The 17167-nt window shown below is 64.8% G+C and carries 15 protein-coding genes; all 15 read right to left on the reverse strand.

The window, feature by feature from the left end; translation table 11 throughout:
- Positions 1 to 14: 14 nt before the first annotated feature.
- The 15 genes from LBC97_15255 to LBC97_15325 all read right to left on the reverse strand — a co-directional run bounded on the left by LBC97_15255 (position 15) and on the right by LBC97_15325 (position 17127).
- Complete coding sequence (locus LBC97_15255) at positions 15 to 470, reverse strand: roadblock/LC7 domain-containing protein (GenBank protein MDR2567386.1); 456 nt, start codon at positions 468 to 470, stop codon at positions 15 to 17.
- Between the two features lie 70 nt (positions 471 to 540).
- On the reverse strand, positions 541 to 3120 hold the full coding sequence (locus LBC97_15260; GenBank protein MDR2567387.1) for a hypothetical protein: 2580 nt from the start codon (positions 3118 to 3120) through the stop codon (positions 541 to 543).
- A 78-nt stretch (positions 3121 to 3198) separates the two neighbouring features.
- A complete protein-coding gene (locus LBC97_15265; GenBank protein ID MDR2567388.1) occupies positions 3199 to 5139 on the reverse strand; it encodes a hypothetical protein in 1941 nt (646 codons plus the stop codon).
- Positions 5132 to 5806, reverse strand: coding sequence for a DUF2730 domain-containing protein (locus LBC97_15270; GenBank protein ID MDR2567389.1), 675 nt, complete (start codon positions 5804 to 5806; stop codon positions 5132 to 5134). Before LBC97_15270 ends, LBC97_15265 begins: the two co-directional genes overlap by 8 nt.
- Positions 5806 to 6570 carry a hypothetical protein gene (locus LBC97_15275; protein ID MDR2567390.1) on the reverse strand — a complete coding sequence of 255 codons (765 nt, stop codon included), beginning with the start codon at positions 6568 to 6570 and terminating at the stop codon, positions 5806 to 5808. The genes LBC97_15270 and LBC97_15275 overlap by 1 nt, the downstream gene beginning before the upstream one ends.
- The gene (locus LBC97_15280) at positions 6567 to 7613 is read right to left on the reverse strand and encodes a pilus assembly protein PilM (GenBank protein ID MDR2567391.1); all 1047 of its coding nucleotides are present in this window, start codon (positions 7611 to 7613) and stop codon (positions 6567 to 6569) included. Before LBC97_15280 ends, LBC97_15275 begins: the two co-directional genes overlap by 4 nt.
- Positions 7614 to 7650: 37 nt before the next feature.
- Positions 7651 to 8448, reverse strand: a complete 798-nt coding sequence (locus LBC97_15285; GenBank protein ID MDR2567392.1) for a prepilin peptidase — start codon at positions 8446 to 8448, stop codon at positions 7651 to 7653.
- Positions 8449 to 10398: a hypothetical protein gene (locus LBC97_15290; GenBank protein ID MDR2567393.1), complete on the reverse strand. Its 1950-nt coding sequence runs from the start codon at positions 10396 to 10398 to the stop codon at positions 8449 to 8451.
- Positions 10383 to 11126 (reverse strand): hypothetical protein, encoded by a 744-nt coding sequence (locus LBC97_15295; GenBank protein MDR2567394.1) that lies wholly within the window; start codon positions 11124 to 11126, stop codon positions 10383 to 10385. Before LBC97_15295 ends, LBC97_15290 begins: the two co-directional genes overlap by 16 nt.
- On the reverse strand, positions 11123 to 12145 hold the full coding sequence (locus LBC97_15300; GenBank protein MDR2567395.1) for a hypothetical protein: 1023 nt from the start codon (positions 12143 to 12145) through the stop codon (positions 11123 to 11125). The genes LBC97_15295 and LBC97_15300 overlap by 4 nt, the downstream gene beginning before the upstream one ends.
- 306 nt (positions 12146 to 12451) lie before the next feature.
- Positions 12452 to 12976 carry a type II secretion system GspH family protein gene (locus LBC97_15305; protein MDR2567396.1) on the reverse strand — a complete coding sequence of 175 codons (525 nt, stop codon included), beginning with the start codon at positions 12974 to 12976 and terminating at the stop codon, positions 12452 to 12454.
- Between the two features lie 732 nt (positions 12977 to 13708).
- Positions 13709 to 14227 carry a type II secretion system GspH family protein gene (locus LBC97_15310; protein ID MDR2567397.1) on the reverse strand — a complete coding sequence of 173 codons (519 nt, stop codon included), beginning with the start codon at positions 14225 to 14227 and terminating at the stop codon, positions 13709 to 13711.
- Between the two features lie 513 nt (positions 14228 to 14740).
- On the reverse strand, positions 14741 to 15094 hold the full coding sequence (locus LBC97_15315) for an LPXTG cell wall anchor domain-containing protein (GenBank protein MDR2567398.1): 354 nt from the start codon (positions 15092 to 15094) through the stop codon (positions 14741 to 14743).
- Between the two features lie 56 nt (positions 15095 to 15150).
- Positions 15151 to 16488, reverse strand: coding sequence for a hypothetical protein (locus LBC97_15320; protein MDR2567399.1), 1338 nt, complete (start codon positions 16486 to 16488; stop codon positions 15151 to 15153).
- A 15-nt stretch (positions 16489 to 16503) separates the two neighbouring features.
- A complete protein-coding gene (locus LBC97_15325; protein ID MDR2567400.1) occupies positions 16504 to 17127 on the reverse strand; it encodes a hypothetical protein in 624 nt (207 codons plus the stop codon).
- Positions 17128 to 17167 lie beyond the last annotated feature (40 nt).

Here is a 17167-nt window from a genome sequence, read left to right on the forward strand (position 1 = left end):
CGCGGGAGATGGCATCATCGGCCACCCCGCACGGTGCCGGTTGTCGGCAGGGCGTCCCGCATTTCGGCGATTAGCTGCGGCGTCAAGAAGGACTCGGCGCGGCCCACCAGAGTCGCCATCTCGTAGCCAACCAGGCCCACGTCGGAATCCGGTTCGCACAGCACCGCCAACACCGATCCATAGGAGATCGACATCAGCATGACGAAGCCTTCCTCGTATTCGATGACCGATTGGCGGTCCCGACCTATGCCAAGTTCGCGTCCCGCGCCGCGGGCCAACGACGACATGCCGGAGCAGATCGCCGCCATAATGTCGCCGACGGTCCTGTCGGCGCCGCCGGACATGGTCATCAGCAAGCCGTCGGCGCTGACCACAACGCCGAGCCGGGCTCCCGGGGTCGAGCGCACAAACGAGTCAAGGAGCCAGGTCAGATCCTGCCTATTCTCCCCGGTCTGGTAGTTGGTCGTCATCTGAGTTCTCCTTGGATGGACATGGGAATAAGTTCAGTCTTTGATTCGTGATGATGGATCATGGCGGACCTCACCCCTTGCCCGCCGGGGCGCGGGCGTCGCTCCGCCCGCGGCGGGTGCCAATTTGGAAGGATGAGAGGGCGTTGCGGATCTTCTCCGCGTCGCGGGCCTTCGGGGGCGCCAGAGGAGCCGAGGCCGGGGCCGGCAGGACCGTTTGGCCGGTCTGCCGACGCGCCAGGCTGGAGGCCGGCTTAGATTCGGTGCGTTCGGGCTTGTAGGCGTTGATCCCCGCGAGCTCGGCCAGGGCCTCCTCTTGGATGGACGCCTTCAGGGCGATGGCCGACCCGACAATCGACCCGCTCGCGTCGGGAATCCCAGCGGGGCCGCCACCCGGCACCATGGTGCCGCCGGGGCGGAATCCGGGCGACGCGCCGGTCGGCGCGGGCACCACGGGGGACGTGGGGGCGCCGGGCCGCAAGCTGCCCGGCACGCCGGGCTGCGCCGCAGGCGCCATCACTCCAGGTTGGAACCCGGTTTGGACGCCGACTGGGGCCGGCACGCCTGGAGCGGCCCCAGGCCGAGGCCCGGCCGGAGCCGACACGGGCCGAGCCGCCACCGGTGCGGTGCCTGCGGCCCCCGCCGGGGACCGTTTGGGCAACCCCGACGGCGTGGCAGCCGGGCCGCCTGGCGCGTATGCCGGCGGCGCGACGGCCCCCGCAGGCGCGACCGGTCGCATTCGTCCCGGTGGAGCCGTGGTGTGCGGGGGGCTGACGCCTGGAGAAGCCGGGACGGGCGGGAACGATTCGCCCGCCGGAGCCTTGCCCGCGACCGGTCGCCGCCTTACGGGTGGCGCGGCCGGGGTTCCAGGAGCTGTGGGCGCTCCCGCCGTGGTGTTGGCCTCACGCCCCGCCGGCCGGGCTGCTCCCGCCGGGGCGCCTCCGAAAGGGAACGGCGCTGGCGGCTCGGCACCACCCGGCGGTTGGGTTGGTCCGGTGGCGGTCGTATGAGGGGCCTCCGATGCCGTCGTCGCAGTGGTCGCCGAGTGGCGCGGCAACGACGCCGAGGGGTTGGCCGAGGCTCCCAACGGGGAGAATCGGGCGCCCAAAGGCACGATCGAGTCCGCCCGGCCAGCGCCCGTCTCCGCCGCCGAGGCGCTTGGCCCGGCCCCCGCAGGGCCCGTCGGTTTCGCTGCGGACCCGGACGGACCCGACGACGCGGAGGCGGCCGGCGTGGCCGCTGGGGGAGCTGTCGCGGTTCGTTCGGGCCGCCCTCCCGCACCCTGGGCGCGCGCGCCACGACGCGGCAAGCCCGCGCCTGTCGGAGCGTCCATTCGCACAGGCTGGAAGGATTCCTCCGGCGCCGAAGGCTCCGTGGCGGCCGAAGGCTCCAGCTTTGGCTGCGGCGGCAAGGTCGGCTGCGCAGGCGGCACTTCGGACGACTCCACCGGTGCTGGGCGATCGTCCACAAGTTGACCGGGAATGCGCACAATGGCAGTGGTGCCGGTGCCGTCCTCTCCCTGACCGGGGGCGAAGCTAACGGCCGCGCCCAGCCGCGACGCCAGTCGCGCGACCACGGCCACGCCCAGGCGGCCGTGCGTCAAGTCGTCCGGGTTGCCGCCGGCCTGCATCATCTTGTTGGCGGCGGCCAGTTCCTGCGGGCTCATGCCGACGCCTGAATCCGAAATTGTCAACAGCACGTCGCCTGAATGGTTGGAGCTCCCGACCTCCACTGCCGTGCCCTCCGGGCTGAAGGACGTCGCATTCTCCAACAACTCCGCGATCAAGTGTGCGGCTGGCACCACCGCATACGCCCGGATCATGGGATCCCATTCGAGGGAGATCCGGATCCGCTCGTAATGCTCGATCTGCGAGGACGCCGTGCGGATGACGTCCGACACGGACAGGGCCTCTCGCACCGACCGCTCCGGGTCCCGTCCTGCCAGAATCATCTGCGCCTCGGAGCCACGCCGCATCCGGGCCATCAGGTTGTCCAGGGCGAATAGCGAGAACAACTTGTCCGGGTCGGTCTCCGACTGCTCCAGTTCGTCCAGGATCTTCAGCGCCCTCCCGACCAGCGAAATCTCACGCCGGGCGGCGGTGTTGAGCGCCTTCGGCAGGGCCTCGCCACTGGTGGGAGCGGGTGCCCGTGGCGGCGGAGCCGTCGGCACGGGCAACTCGGGAGCGGAGACCACCACGGCCTCCGCCTCCGCCGGAACGACCACCGGCTCCGGCGCTACCGGCTGCTCAGGCGGCGGCTGCACCTGCGACTGCGGTACCTGAGCCTGCGGCGGATACGCCGGAACGGGTTGGGCGGGCGGCAGTTCGGCCGGAACGGCCGCGAATGGGGCCTGGTCGGGAAGCGCCTGCGGCGGCGGCCCGTAGCCGGCGGGCACTCCTGGCGGCAAACCTGGCACCGCCTGCGGAGCGGGTGCGGGCGGCGGAGCCGCCGCCCGCACCTGCTGGAGCTGCGCGGCCAACTCCGCCACCGCCGATCGCAGCGACTTCACGCCCGACCGGATCGCCACCAGCACAATGACCCCGATCAAAACAAGGACAGCTAGAAGTACGCCGATCTGCTCCAAATTTGGGAAGCTGGCAAAGTCGGTGAGCTGTTCCAGCCCAACCGCAGCCAGAGGATTGGATGTTCGCATCAGGTGCTCATTTTCCCTTCCATACGTCGTTCACAGGCGTTGTGGACGAATCTGTAGTCGGATCAGGTCGTTCCCGTCCTAAGGCCCTTCGCATAGACCTTCCAAGCACTCCTCAAGGCTGAAGCGCTTCAGCCATTTGCCCGAGGCACTCTTCTGGTTCAGGTCCATGCAGTAGTAGTCGACGCCGTTGTACTTGTTCTTGGGCAACGTGCCGGTGTCCTTAAACATGACCTGGTCGTCACTGGTCCATTTCGTGTAGCCAGGGGACTTCTGGTCACTGTACTGGCAGTCCTCGTACTGCGGCTCGCTGAACCAGACCCAGCGTGTGCGGGTCTCATTGAAGAAGCCTGGACGTCCCCAGTTCCCGCCGTGATGTCCCAGCGATCCGTGCTCGTGCCAGCCGCGGCCCCATTGCTTGCCGTAGGTGTCCCACCAAATCACGAAGCCTTGACCGGTCTGGAAATCCTTGACGTTCCGGGCCACAACGATGATGGCGCCCGGATCGGGACTCTTGTAGGAGGAGACGATCTCAAACACCTCTGAGCCTCTGCCTGTGGAACCCTCGATCTTGCTTGGATAGCCTTCATAGCTTCGCACCGGAGCGCCCCAGCCGTACAGCGTGCCGTCGTCAGCCAAAGCGGTCACGGCGGTGAACGAACAGGAGAACTGCACAATGTTGGGCGGGGTGCCATCCCATTGGACAAACCCTGGCGAGCGGTAGCAGTGATCTCTGGCAGCTGTGGTCGTCTCGGCGCAGCGCCGCCCGACGGCTCCCCAGTCATTGACTGTGCCGTCTTCGATTTTTCCGTCGTTCCGGCCCCATGTCAGCATCCGGCCGGTGGACAAGAGCGCCGCCCCAAAACCGATTCCCGAGTGGACTTGGACGATGTATTCGCTGGGGCTGTTCTCCCGGAACCATGGCTCCAACGCCACCGATTTCACCGCGATCTGGCCTTCGCCCTCGGGGTAGTCGTTGTAGTTGACGCCGGGCCTGCCCGAATACTCGGCTGGGTGGTCGCCTTCCGCGCGCTCCCATGGTGATCCCAGGGTTCCGCTCGCGTTGCCGCCGAAGTACCAAACCTGACCGTTTTTCAGCATCACCCAATACGTCTGGTAGCCGCCTTCAAGTTGGTCCGGCTGGTTGCCCTCTACCGTCACATCGAAGTCCGCCGGGAACCGCACCTGCACCGCTCCCCACCTGTTCTTGCCGTCGGTCAGGTCGGTGAGGTCTCCCGTGCCGACGCCTCCGTAGTTGTAGCCGCCCCAGGAGTAAATCAGGCCACTCTTGGTGACAGCAGCGCCGCTCATTTCCGTACTCGACAGGAGCTCCACAGGATCATTCTGACCCAGCAACGGCTTGCCGCAGTTCTCCTTGATGACGGCCTTGCCCTTCGCGTCCTTGCCCCAGCAGCTGTCATCCCAAGCCGCGCCGATCCGCAGTCTCTGCGGAGGCCAGGAGGCGCCGGTGGCCTTGCCGTACTTCGCGTTACCCGTGTCCGAGTTCCTGACGGCGTTCGAACCACCGGTGCCGTCGCGATTCGCGTATGAACCCCAGCCCCAAACGTAGCCGGCCGTGTCGACGGCGTTGAAGTTGTAGATGCCTCCGGTCACTTCCTTGATGGCCTTGGAGGGCAAACCCTCGACCGTCGTGGGAGCTCGGTTGTCCGGCTCGCCCCAATCTGTGGACAGGCAGGACGCGTCGTCGCGCGAGCCTTTGACGCCCAGCGCTCCGCACACGCCCCAACCCCACAGGTACAACTCGCCGTCCAGGATGGTGACGCCCGCCTGCAGCGTGCGGCGGTCCTTCCGCGACTCACCGGTGACAGCAGTTGTCTTCGGCAGCACGGCCGGCTGGATAACCGGCGTCAACGCCTCCGGTGCCCGTGCGGCTTGGGCACCGGTTTCGGCGCCGCCGATAGTCGTCACCACCAAGGCACCCACCGCCGTCGTGGTGGCAATCACGGTCCAGATTCTTTGCGCCCGCAGGGCTCGGCCGGTGCGGACCTTGTTGTTAGCCATTGCTCCCTCCCTCAGTCGAAGAGTCGGGTATTTTGTCTGCCGGTACAAGGGCGTAGGTGTACCCAATGATCGTATACTCGGCGACGTTGGTCAGCCCGTTGGCGTCCGCCGTCTCCGAATCGCCTGTCATCTGCACATCTGTGACCGAAAATAGACGGCCCTCGTCTGCCTGCAGCATCGCGAGGAACTTCTGCGTCTGTTCCAGCACACCCTCAATCTCAATTGTGAACTTGTATTGGTAGAGGTTTGCCGGGGGTTGGGGCACTACCGGCGCTTCTTGGCTGTCTGGTCCCTTGGGCAACGGAGCGGCCACGGTTACCGCAACCGGCATGTCGCTCGCCACAGACTTGACCGTGGCCCCCGATTCCTGTGCGAGGTTCCACAGGTCGTCAGTGAACTCGGCGAGCTCAAGATCGGTTGGGAACTGGCTCCTTTTCGCCTCAAGCTCTGCCTTCTTCTCGTCAAGGTGTTTAGCGTCTTCGGCCAGCTTGTTGAGTTCGGCCTGTGCCTGCTCGTTTTCAGACTCGGCGTCTTCGGCCTTGGTGATGGCCTCGCTCCGCGCTTCCAACGCGGGAGCGTAGAGCAGGAAGTACGTGCCCACGGCCAATGCCAGGGCCAGCAGCGCGACTAGCGCCAGTATTGCCGTAGATCGCTGGTTGCCTCTCATCAGTCCGTCTTCCCTTCCTCCGTTGTGGTCCCGGCTCCCTGAGCTTGGGCGGTCAGTAGCCACTCTTGGAAATCCTTCGGGAACAGTTCGTTGCCGACCAAACCCACCAGGTTGATTTGGGCCGAGCACGTCGCCGTCCAGACCTCGCCTCTCGGAGTCTCTCGCTTGGTGGCGGCGCTGTAGGTGCCGAATTCCAGGCCGGGAATAGAGTTGAAACCGCGCACCCAGGCTGACACGCCAGGCATGTCCGGCACATCCAACATGATGGTGGCCGAGCCGATGGCGGCGGGCGCCAAGACATTTCCTGAACTGCTCATTGTCTTGCCAGCCGACATGCCCTGGAGCGTAATGCTGGAAACGACGGAGCCATCCGGCACGTTGTCGAACATGGCGTAAATCAATTCGGGCCAACGGATCTCGTATGACACAGCCACCATAAGGGCGTCCCCGGTCGCTTTCAACTCTTCGTTGATCTTGATGACCTCCGCGTACTGCTCCTTCTCCTCGGCCAAGCGCTGGGCCTCCGATTCGGCTTTGGCGAGCCGCGAGTCAGCGGCGCCTTTCCAGATGCTGACGCCAACATATCCAGCGACCAAGACCAAGACGACCAGCGCCAGAGCGACTAGCGCCTTGACCTGAAGGGCCCGCCCGGCTTGGCGGTTGGCCACATAGGCCGGCAGAAGATTGACCGCCGGGACCCGTGGCCGTGTCGCCATGGCGCTGCCCAAGCCGACGCCGGGCGCGGTGGGTGGGTTCTTGCTCATGCCGCCCCTCCCATCGCCAGGCCCACCGCCACGGGTAGCGACATCCGCTGTTCAGGCGTCATCGCCTTGGCAGAACGTTCGACCGTGAAGTTCGAGTCCAGAGCCGAGAAGGAAGCCGGCAGCCTGAGCGCCGTTGAAATGTACTGGCCCAGTCCGTTCAACATGCCTCCCCGACCCGAGATGACCACGTGCTCGACCGCGTGTCCAGAAGACTGGCTGTAGAAGGAGAACGTCCTGGCAACCTGTTCCACCAACGCCTGGCACTTCTCGGCGATCACGGCAAAGGCCCCGTGGGCCTGCTCGTTGCCTTCGCCTGGGTTCATCAAAGCCACTTCAATCTTCAATCGTTCCGCGTGCGGTTCTGGGATCGCTATGGTCCGCGCGATCTGGTCAGTAATCAGTCTGCCACCTGTCGGCAAAATCCGCATTATCGCGGGCTCGCCATTTTGGGCCACAACCACTGTTGTCATATCCGCGCCGACGTCCACCAGGCCGACAATGGAGTGTTGGAACTGTCCCCGCGCCAAAGCACGCACCAAAGCGAAGGCCGCCAGATCGACCCGAACGGGCCGCAGCCCCGCCGCCAAGACGGCGTCCACGTTGTGCTCGATCGTCTCGTTAGGGGCCGCCACCAGCAGGCCGCTGACCTGGCCCTCCGCCTCTACGAGTGGATAAAAGTCGAGTTGGCATTCATCGACCGGCACCATGATCAGGTCTTGAACCGTGAACGGCAGGGCAAGACGGAGTGATGCAAGCGGAGCCGAGGGCAGCGTCGCATCGCGCACCACAACTCTTTGCCCGCCCAGCCCGATGACCACATCTTTGCTCGCGAAACGCTGCGCGTTCCAAAGGTTCTTGAGGGCGGCGGACACGTCAGCGACCCGAACAACCTCACCGTCCCGGACGGCATCGGGCACCAAATCGACCTCGGCGTAGCGTTGGATCGCCGCAGAGCCGAGCGGATTGCCGGTATCGAAAGCTAACTCGACGGCCCGCAACTGGGTGTCGCCAATGTCCAGCCCAACGACTTGGGTTCTCGCCATCGCATCGCCTTTCTAGTAATCCGACCTGTCTAAATCTTCAAACCTGCATCAATTGACGATACAGGTCCCACACGGGTCCACCGACCGCGCAGCCCAATGCCGCTCCAGCGCACATCCAAGGGCCGAACGGAATAGCGGTGCGCCGCCCTCCGTGAGTCTTGATCATCACGCCAATTCCCCACACCGCGCCAAGCAAGAACGCGCCGAACGCCCCAACCGCCAGCGGGCCCCAGCCTTGGTAGGCCAAAACCAGGCCGATCAGTCCCGCCAGCTTGACATCGCCCCATCCCATGCCTTGGGGCTTTACGAAGTGCACAACACCGTAAACCGCCATTAGACCGAGGCCGCCGATCCCAGCCCGGAGCAAGGCCGGCCAATCGCCTGACAGCCAACTGCCGAAGGCGAGCAGAACCGCCAGCACCGGATAAGACGGCTTCACTATGGCATCAGGGAGCCGCCCAGTTCTAGCGTCGATCGCTGTCAGCGCAACCGCGATCGCGGCGGCATACAGGTAGGCCGGAACGGCGGCGAATGGCTGAACAAGCAACGCCACCAACGCAAACAGCGCCGCCGTCGAGGCCTCCACCAATGGGTATAGCTTCGAGATCGGCTCGCCGCACGAACGGCAGCGTCCCCGCAGGATCAGCCAGGACAACAGCGGAATGTTGTCTCTGGCCGTCACCTGTTGACCGCATTTTGGGCAGGCCGAACGCGGCCACAGGCTGGCCCCCTCTGGCACACGAGTGATGACGACCGTCAAGAAGGAGCCGATGACCAGTCCCAGCAGACCACCCGCGACCCCTTTGGCGATTGCGTCGAGCGTTTCAAGGGTCACTTACGGGGCCTTCTCAACGAACGCGCTGGGAATCGCCTTCTCCTGGTAGGCGATCACCCATGTGCCGCTCTGCAAGGGCTCAAACAGAAGCGGTCGTTTCTCATTCAGCTTCTCGTTGTACTTGTACTGCTTGGCGTAGCCGTTGAGCGGGGTGGTCGAGGCCCCCGCAGTCTCTTCCGCCATCACCCCGCGGAAGTTTTGCGCAATCGATCCAACCACGGTGAGCGTGCCGAGATATCCGCCGTATTTCCAGTTCTGCAGACGGAAGCTGCCAGTCCCGGCGATGATGGCGGCTTCGATCCGCAAATCGCCTGTCGGCCAGCCCGAGGCGCGCTCTGGTGCCGAAGGCACCTGCCAAATGAACTTGTTGGGATCGCCAGGGTATGGGGAGGCGGCGTACTTCTCCAGCACGGGATTGTAGATTTGCACCGATTCGGATGCCATCACACCGATCAAGTCCTCGGCGTCATTGACAGTGGTGAGGTCCCCCGTGATGACGACTGACGAATCCGCCCACATTGTGATGGTGCCCTTCACTTCCCCTTCCACCCAGAGATTGCCTTGGTTCGCGTACATGTCCTCCATCTTCATTGCCAACTCGATCTCATAGGTTGAGTTCGCCGCAGGTGCCCACAAGTCGTCGTAGGCCTCGACGTAGCTGCCCAGCGGCAGCTCCTGTCCGCTTGGACCGCCGATCGCGCCGTGTTCGATTTTCTTTGACAGGTCAGGGTGGGCCGCCGCGTCTAGATCACGCACGTAAATCAAACTGCCGTCGGGGATTGGCAACGTGACCCCCGCGTCAAGCTCCGCGGCGGTGCCACACCGACCCGTCGTTGCCGCATCGGGGTTGTCCGTGTACCTGGACCACACCGTCATTGTGCCGTCGTTCTTGAAGATGATCCTAGTGGGACCGTCGTAAGCGCAACCGCGGTTGGCGATCTCGTCGAGCACAGCCGGATCAGACTTGGGCGGAAGTTCGGGCAAGAACTCTCTCTCCGCGATACTGGGAGGCACGTGAAAATCAGCGCTGCCATTGACGCAAGTATTCCAAGTGGATGGCACGCTCGCATCGGCTACGCAACGCGTGTCGGATGTGGTGAAGTCGCTCAGGAAATGCGCCCCGTTCGACTTGATCGTGTCATTCGAGTGAACCGGGCCGTCCAGGTAGTCCCACTCTCTAAAACTCGGCTCCAGGCAATCCCGCGGGTAGCCCTCGTCGGTTCGATCCTGCCTGGCCGGTCTGGTGCCCGCGTCAACCTGGTACTTGTAGCCCAGCTCGGCAAGAGTGGTGGCCGACGGGTACCCGGCACCGCACACATTCATGTTGGCGCCACGGGTGGGATAGGCCGTGTAATCTGACGGGTCAACGAGTTCGTAGTCCGACAGATAGAGGTACTGTTTGGAACTGGCACGCTCGATACGCGCCTTGACCGAACGCACCACGCCCTGGGACCTCCCCGTCGACAGCACCTCAGCGCTCATCGGAATGGCGCTATAGTCAAGCACAGTGTAGTGGAATTCTTGCGACGCCTGTGCGCTGGAGTCGTCGTACTTGTAGAATCTCGCGTATTCCTCCGTCCAGCCGCAATCAGTCGCGAAGTGGTCCTGCTCGGCGGATGCTCCCGTGTTCTTTCCACCCACGGCCGGGTTCCTGCAGTAGCCGGTATCCAGGGTTTTCGTCGCCGCCACTTCGTTCAGGTAATCAGGGTTCTCACGCAAACGGGCGAGCAAGTCGTTCACTCCGGACTGTGCCGCAGCCAGCGCCAGATCGTTGTCCTGCTCGAAGCGCGACGCCTTCGTCGAGGCCGCCAGATAAGCCAACGAGCCCAACACGATCACGGTCAGGATGGTGAAGGAGGCCAGCACGGCCACCATGGTGATGCCTGCGTCCCTGCCGCGGCGGTGCCGCGCGCGGCGGGTCAAATAGCTTCTCATCAGAGTTTCTTCCATTCTTCGACCGTGAATCGTTTGAAAACTGTCGCCTGAATGCTCTTGTCGCTGCCTTTCCCGCTGTCCGGCCCGATCACCGTGATCATCATTTCGACTGCCTCAATATTGCCGATTTCCGAAGCCGAGACGCTGGGCGCGCCTGGCTTGAGCACCCCGCCGTCTTTCACGAAGTAGGTAAAGATGGGGTCCGTGTCCTTGACCCCGCTCGCCACCACCAAGTCTTCGAACAAGTTGTTGGGGCAATCGGGGGCACCCTTGGTGCACAAGACCGAGGAGTTGTCAGCCAGGATCTTCGGAGACTGAACGCAGCGATGAAGCACCCCTGGATCATCGCCGGGCGAGCCCCAACAAGTCTGGCCCAACACCACCCGCACGGAGCTGACACGCTTGCCCTCGGTGTCTCCAGTGACCGGCAGAGCCGCTGTGAACTTCATTTCCTGCGGCTCGGCTACGGCGAAGACCGTGTCACCCGCCCCGGCCGACCGGGGCAACGCCGCGTAGCTCAGCGCGTCGCTCAGCCAGATGCTGGTCTGCCTGATGCCGTCCACGCGCGACTGGCGAATCAGGTTCTTCGCGTCGTGTTTCATCATTGAGATCATGACCATGCCAACCAGACCCAGCACCATTGTTCCGATCAGGAGCACCGTGAGCAGTTCGGTCAAGGACATGCCCCTGTCGTCACCCGGCCGCCGAAGCCTGGCCGCCAGCCGCAAGGCCAAGCGCTTCACAAGCTCACCTCCTTGCTCGGGTTGGGGCCGGGCACCAGGGTGACGGTCGCCTTGGATACTCCGCCGATGTCAATCGAATAGTCGCCCGGCGCCAAGCCGGTGAAGGTGGCCACGCCACCCACCAGGCTCGCTTGCCGCGCGGTGCCACCGAGCGCGAACAGTGGACGGGCTTGCACGAATTGGACCGATTCTGGCGCGTTGGGGACAACCACTGTCAGGCTCGCCGCCTCGTTGTAGTCCTCAAACTTGACCGACGTGTTGGCACCGGGCTGCACGGGTGCCGGCTGACTCGGGTTAACCTGGCCATTTGGGTAGACGAACGAGCTTCCCCCTTGGTATCCCAACAGGGTGACCGTGTAGTCCGAGCCGGTCGGCGACGCGGGCACCACCGTGAACACCGCGCAGCCGGCGGCATTCGTTATCTGCGGTCCGGTCAACACCTGCGGTCCCGTGACCTCCACCTGTACGCCCTGGATGGGACCGGCGCCACTGTGGTCTTCGCCCTTTACGAAGACGCTGATTTGGCTTTGCCCGGGGCTCAACGCCGACGGGGCGTTCCTGTGGGGCGGGAAGACCTTCGACGCGACATGCGGTCGCGTGCCCGCGCTGGCACCCTCCCAGCTAACGGTGACGGTCACCAGCGTGCCCTTGGCGGTCTGCGTGGCCGAACCACTCGGGTCACAAGGCGAATTCACCTCGGTGATATATGTGGACGCCGTGCGCACTACTTTGTAGCGCTGACCGTCCACACCAAAGGCGTACACCGCGTGGCCTGTGTCCATCGACGCCGGCAAATTCGGGTTCACCGCCGGGTTAACGGCCGGATCCAGGAGCTGATTGGCACCGTTGGGTGAGCCGGTGATCCGTTCCGCCGCATAGTCCAGCTCTCTTTGGGCCAGCCCAGCGGCGGTGATGCGGGCCCTGTTGTCGGCGCTGGCGGCGGTGCCGCTGGTAATGGCCGTCATCACGGCAATGGAGAAAACCGCGATAAGAATGACCGACACCATCACTTCCACCAAGGTGGCACCGTCATCCTTGCGCGGAGAGCCGACGGGCGTCCTTACCGGTCGGCGGGGGGCGGCTTGTGGCACCTTCAGCCCCTTTCTGATTGGCACCGTTTTCTAAGTCTACGTGCGGGCGAACTCAATCAACTATAGATGTGGGCCGGACACACGATCAATGGTACAGGCGTTTGCAAGGCCGAAACAACCGCTAGTGGGCCGTCCGCGTTTGTCTCGCGGACGGCCCACCACTCGGCTAGGAGCCACAGTGGGTGGTGAGCGGGGGTTCCCCCGCAGCATCCCCAACGGGCTCTAAGGGTGATCTCACGGGCAAGTCGCGGCAGTAATCGCAGTAGCGGTGCTGGCCTCTTGCTCGCCGAACAGGCCCTTCGTCGCCGTCACCTTATAGCTCTTGACCTTGCCGTTCTTGTTGAACGCGGCGAAGCACCAATCCGTCTTGTCGGCACCAGAAGTCCTCCAGTTCACTTCCGAGCCGGTCGCGCCTGTGATGGTATCCGCCAGGCCCGGAGGCAGCGGGGTCACCAGCGTGTCCTTGTCCACTGGGTCGCCGGACTTCGCAACGAGGTGGATTCCTGGATAAGCGGCTGATGCCGGCTCGATTTGGATGTGGGGTGCCGAGTAGTTGCCAGTCCACCAGGCGGCCAGTTCCTTGCCCATCGTCTCCACGATGGCTTCAGTCTTGGCGTCCTCCGCCTTTGCCCTCTGCGAGAGGAACAGCGGGATGGCGATCGCCGCCAGAATGCCCATGATGATGACAACGATCAGCAACTCGACCAGCGAGAAGCCTTCGTCGTTTTCCTTCTTGCTCTGCCAAATCCACTTGGCCATTGTCTTGCCTTCCGTTTGTTTGTTTCTGCGGCCTGACCCAGATGGCGGGGCCCGCCATTGGGGAGACTTTGAGGAGCTGGGTCCTCCCGCCACGCGGATTGCGACCGACTCCGAAGCTTGCGACTGCCACCCGGCTTTCCCAGCCCGACAGTGCATTTCGTTTTCGACCACTTCCCCGGTTGCGGTGCTGGTTCGATGTTAGGCACCACTGAGCCAACTCAGCAAGTTTGCCAATCCGTGCCCCGCCAGTTCCGTAGACAACCAACGAAACGGCTGTTGACCTGCGAAGACGCATCGAAGTGGGGCCGTTCCCCTGGCCCCCCAACAGCCTAATCCGGGACAAACGTCCTAGAGTAGCTTTTGTTTATCCCATTAAAACGCTGCTAACCGATCAGGTGGATCCAGCCTCTGGCCTAACCGATTGATCTCAGGCAATTGGTGTTTGGCCAGGTCGGGCCGCGTTGTTTCGGCACCCACCACTGGGCGAGGGGCGCCAGCGGGGCCGCCAAAGGTCGCCGCGACGGAAGCGTTGAGCCATAGCGCCGTTCACTTTGGGCCTAGTTTCGCGCAGTACAACTACGAAAAGCTGCCGCCTTCGGCCAATCAAAGGACTGTGGGGTAACCAGACGTTAACAATTCATGTTGCATGAAGCGTTCATTCGGAGAGGAATTCTGGTGCCACACGACGCAAAGGGCTAAGTAGATCTACGCAGATTTGTGACCGGGCTCACACTATGCGCACTTGTTCGCAGCGCTTCCGTCTGTGCCCTGAACGCTGCTCGTGGCGGTGACCCAGAATCCGCCTTCCTTGCCACGCGGGTTGTACGCCCAGAAACACCAGTCCTGTCGACTGGTTCCCTTCACCTTCCACATGGTGTTGTCCGTGTTGCCGTTTAGATCGATCGCAACATGGTCGCTGACCGGGGCAATCAACGTCGAGTAGAAGTTCGAGGTGGTGATGGTCGACACTCCGTTGGGTAGCAGATGCCAAGTGCGTTCGCCCGCAGTCCACGTGCTGACCAAGAGGACCGTAGGGGGGTTGGAGTATTCCGTCCAATACGTGGCCAGTTCCCGTCCCACCACCACCACGTCATTGCGGGTCGAGGCGTCCTCCGCCTTCGCCCGCTGTGACAAGAACAGCGGTATGGCGATCGCCGCCAGGATTCCCATGATGATGACCACAATCAACAGTTCGACCAATGAGAAGCCTCGGTCCCGGCTGGTCCTGGCCCGCCAAATCTCGTTTGCCATTGTCCCGCCTCCCGTCCGTTCTTGTCCTGTTCGGCGGAGTTGGAACCCTCCGCCAGTTCGCCTGCATCTTCCACCGCCGACACGAGCCAACCCGATGCAATTCGGCGGGACGGGACAAGATGACTTGCTTCGAGAAGACTGGGCCGGAACGTGTTTGGTCAACTCCGCGCCAGCGCTGCTGGTCCTGATACTAGGAGCACCGGGCGGGAATAGACAAGCCATGGCATTTCATGGGGGCTGCGGCGCCTCCAGCCGGCTCAACAGGATTTACCAGGGAGAATGCTCGCGTTAGCCGCGTAGGCTGGCGGTTTTCGACGGTTGGCTGGGACCAATGGCCTGGTGGCGGATTTCTTTAATCACATAAAAGACCCCTAATGCGGCTGAAATCTGAGGGGTTCCGGTTTGTTGGGCCAAGACCCCGGCAGCAACTGGCCTCCGGGTGTTTGGGCTTGAGCGCGGCCCCCACGTTGGACCCGAACTTAGGGGACCGGGAGTTGCCGTGCGTGGAGGTGTTCAGGTCTGAAGACGGCCGCGGGGGTGGTGTGGCGTTCCGGCGCGCCGTCTTGCGAATGCGCTCAGGGCGGAGCCGAGGGCGACAGCGGTCAACGCCAGGCTGGCCCACAAGGCGGCGTCGAAGCCCGTGTTGGGTAGTTCCCCGCCCGCGTCGCGGCCCGCGTCGGTCCGCGACGGGCCCGGCACCACCGGCGACTGGCCGCCGGTGGGGTGTTCGGAGGGCGGAGGGGTCGAGGCGGGCGTGGGAGACAAGTCGCGCGGGCTGGCGGCGGGGGTGATCACCACACCGACCACCACCGCGCCCGGGTCGTCCTCCGCCAACGCCGCGTCGGCCCACGCCGCAGCAGCAAACACTAACCCGAGGCCAATCAAGGCGGCCGCACAGGCCGGCGCCGGACGCCTTGGCCCTCTCACCGCCGGTCGTCTCCTCGGGGCGCCGGTGCCCAGCCGACCCGGCCGGGGCCGCCGGCCTTTGGCCCTCCCTGCACGGGCGGGCGCTCAACGGCCTTCTCGGCGCCGGAGGCGGCGGACGCGCCGCCGTTCCCCGCCGCAGCGGTCTCCCCGACGGGTTTCCCCGTCCTCGACGCGCTTTCCGGGCCCGGCTCCGCCCTTGACGCGCTTTCCGGGTCCGGCTCCGCCTTTGACGCGTTCTCCGGGCCCGGCTCCGCCCCTGCCTGTGCCTGGGCGGCCTTCGCCCGCTCGTCGGCGCGGGCGCGTTCCAAGAGCGCGGCCAGACGCCGCCTCGAGCGCGCACGGCCGGCCAGCGCCGACCAGACGATCAACCCGGCCCCGGCCAACACCGCCAACTGCGGCCACGGCATCGCCCAAAAGCGTGCCTTTGCGCCCACCGGTCCCAGCTCCGGCGGCTCCACGCCCTCCAAAGAGAGCACCTCCGGGACCGCCTGAACCGCCGCGCCGACCGAAAACCAAGGCCACACACCGTCCACCGCCACCTCGACGCGGCGCGACTCGCCCGGCAACAACTCGACCCGCGGCGCGTCCGGGGCCGGCCAATACGCGCTACCGCCGCCCGCCTCGACGCGCCCGGTCACGTACAGCCGGGCGTTGCCCGTGTTCGTCAAATCAAACGCCAACGCCAACTCGCCGGCCCGGAACGGATTCCACGACAAGTCGTACGACCCGTTCACCGCGTCGACCTTGAGACCCGGCACCAGCTCACCGGTCACTCGCGTCATGACCCTGATCCCGAACCGCGACACCACGCCAACCCCCGGCTGCGCGTCCGCACCGGCGTTAGAAGACACCAATGCCGCGGCGATCCCCGCAGCGTGGTCTCCGGGCTCGGCGTCCGCCGGCACCCGGATGGTGAACGGCACGACCACCGTCTCCCCCGCGGGAACCTCCACCGTGGCCGGCGCGTCAATCCACGTCCCGGCGTCCACCGACGCCGACGGGTCGGCCAACATGTTGAACCGACCCGCCTGCGTGAAATAGCCGTCCGCCGCCTGCAGCAAGAACTGGGCGTCCCGATCGGCCGACAAGTTCGACACCGCTATCCGCTCAGTCGCGCTCCCGCCCGGATCCAGATCCAACTCAAACCAACGCCGCCCGTCCGGGCCGGACTCCCCAGAGGGGGCCACCGACCAACTCACAGTCGCGTCCTCGCCAGCAGACGGATCTGCCTCTTCGGCAAGCGCCGGGCAAGCCCACAAGGGCGACGCCACGCCGAGCGCGATCAGGCCGACCCACCGAGCGGGGACGCGCGTCCGGGCCGGGCCGGTCAGCACCGACCTGCCCCCGGCCTATTCGAACAGGGTTAGCGTCAGTGTCGACTGGTAGGAGCCGGCCGGCACCGTCGGGGCGGTCTTGAGCACCAACCCGGCGGAGGCCTTCCACTGTCCGGGCGCCTGCGCCGCCGAGGAGCCGACCACGTCCGCCAAAAGATCCGACCCGTCCGTCAGACCCGGCCCCGCCGGGGTGTCAAGCGACGTGGCCACCAGCACGCCGCGGGACACCTCCGTCGAGTCGCCGGCCGTGATAACCGGCTCCCAGCCGAACTGAGCCGCCGGAATCGGGGCTATCCCGGAGCCGGGAGTGGTCTCGGCGAAGTCGCTCGCCACACCCAGCACATACCAATACGCGCCAGGGTCGATCGCGGCCGGGTCGCGGCTGTCGGTCACAGTCACCACCGGCAAACTCCCCGTGAACTCCCGCACCACAGTCGGATGCGAGCCCGTCTCCGTCAGAGCCACCTCCGTGCCGGCCACGCTCATCGCCAACACCCCCGGCGCCGCCAACGCCGAGATCTCCGCCTTCACCGCCACGTCGTCCGCGTCCTGCTCGGTGTCCGCGAACGCCAGCGAACCCACACCCGTCAACAACAACCCGCCCAAACCAGCGGCAGCCAACCTGAAAACCTTCCTCACGCCAAACACATCCCTTCGTATGCTGCTAGGACGCCAGCGG

It is taken from the genome of Bifidobacteriaceae bacterium, from assembly GCA_031281585.1.
GTDB lineage: Bacteria > Actinomycetota > Actinomycetes > Actinomycetales > WQXJ01 > JAIRTF01.

What these genes read in the sequence shown, in the direction of transcription:
- LBC97_15255 (MDR2567386.1), bottom strand. Translation starts at nt 470, where the DNA reads ATGACGACCAACTACCAGACCGGGGAGAATAGGCAGGATCTGACCTGG.
- LBC97_15260 (MDR2567387.1), bottom strand. Translation starts at nt 3,120, where the DNA reads ATGCGAACATCCAATCCTCTGGCTGCGGTTGGGCTGGAACAGCTCACC.
- LBC97_15265 (MDR2567388.1), bottom strand. Translation starts at nt 5,139, where the DNA reads ATGGCTAACAACAAGGTCCGCACCGGCCGAGCCCTGCGGGCGCAAAGA.
- LBC97_15270 (MDR2567389.1), bottom strand. Translation starts at nt 5,806, where the DNA reads ATGAGAGGCAACCAGCGATCTACGGCAATACTGGCGCTAGTCGCGCTG.
- LBC97_15275 (MDR2567390.1), bottom strand. Translation starts at nt 6,570, where the DNA reads ATGAGCAAGAACCCACCCACCGCGCCCGGCGTCGGCTTGGGCAGCGCC.
- LBC97_15280 (MDR2567391.1), bottom strand. Translation starts at nt 7,613, where the DNA reads ATGGCGAGAACCCAAGTCGTTGGGCTGGACATTGGCGACACCCAGTTG.
- LBC97_15290 (MDR2567393.1), bottom strand. Translation starts at nt 10,398, where the DNA reads ATGGAAGAAACTCTGATGAGAAGCTATTTGACCCGCCGCGCGCGGCAC.
- LBC97_15305 (MDR2567396.1), bottom strand. Translation starts at nt 12,976, where the DNA reads ATGGCCAAGTGGATTTGGCAGAGCAAGAAGGAAAACGACGAAGGCTTC.
- LBC97_15310 (MDR2567397.1), bottom strand. Translation starts at nt 14,227, where the DNA reads ATGGCAAACGAGATTTGGCGGGCCAGGACCAGCCGGGACCGAGGCTTC.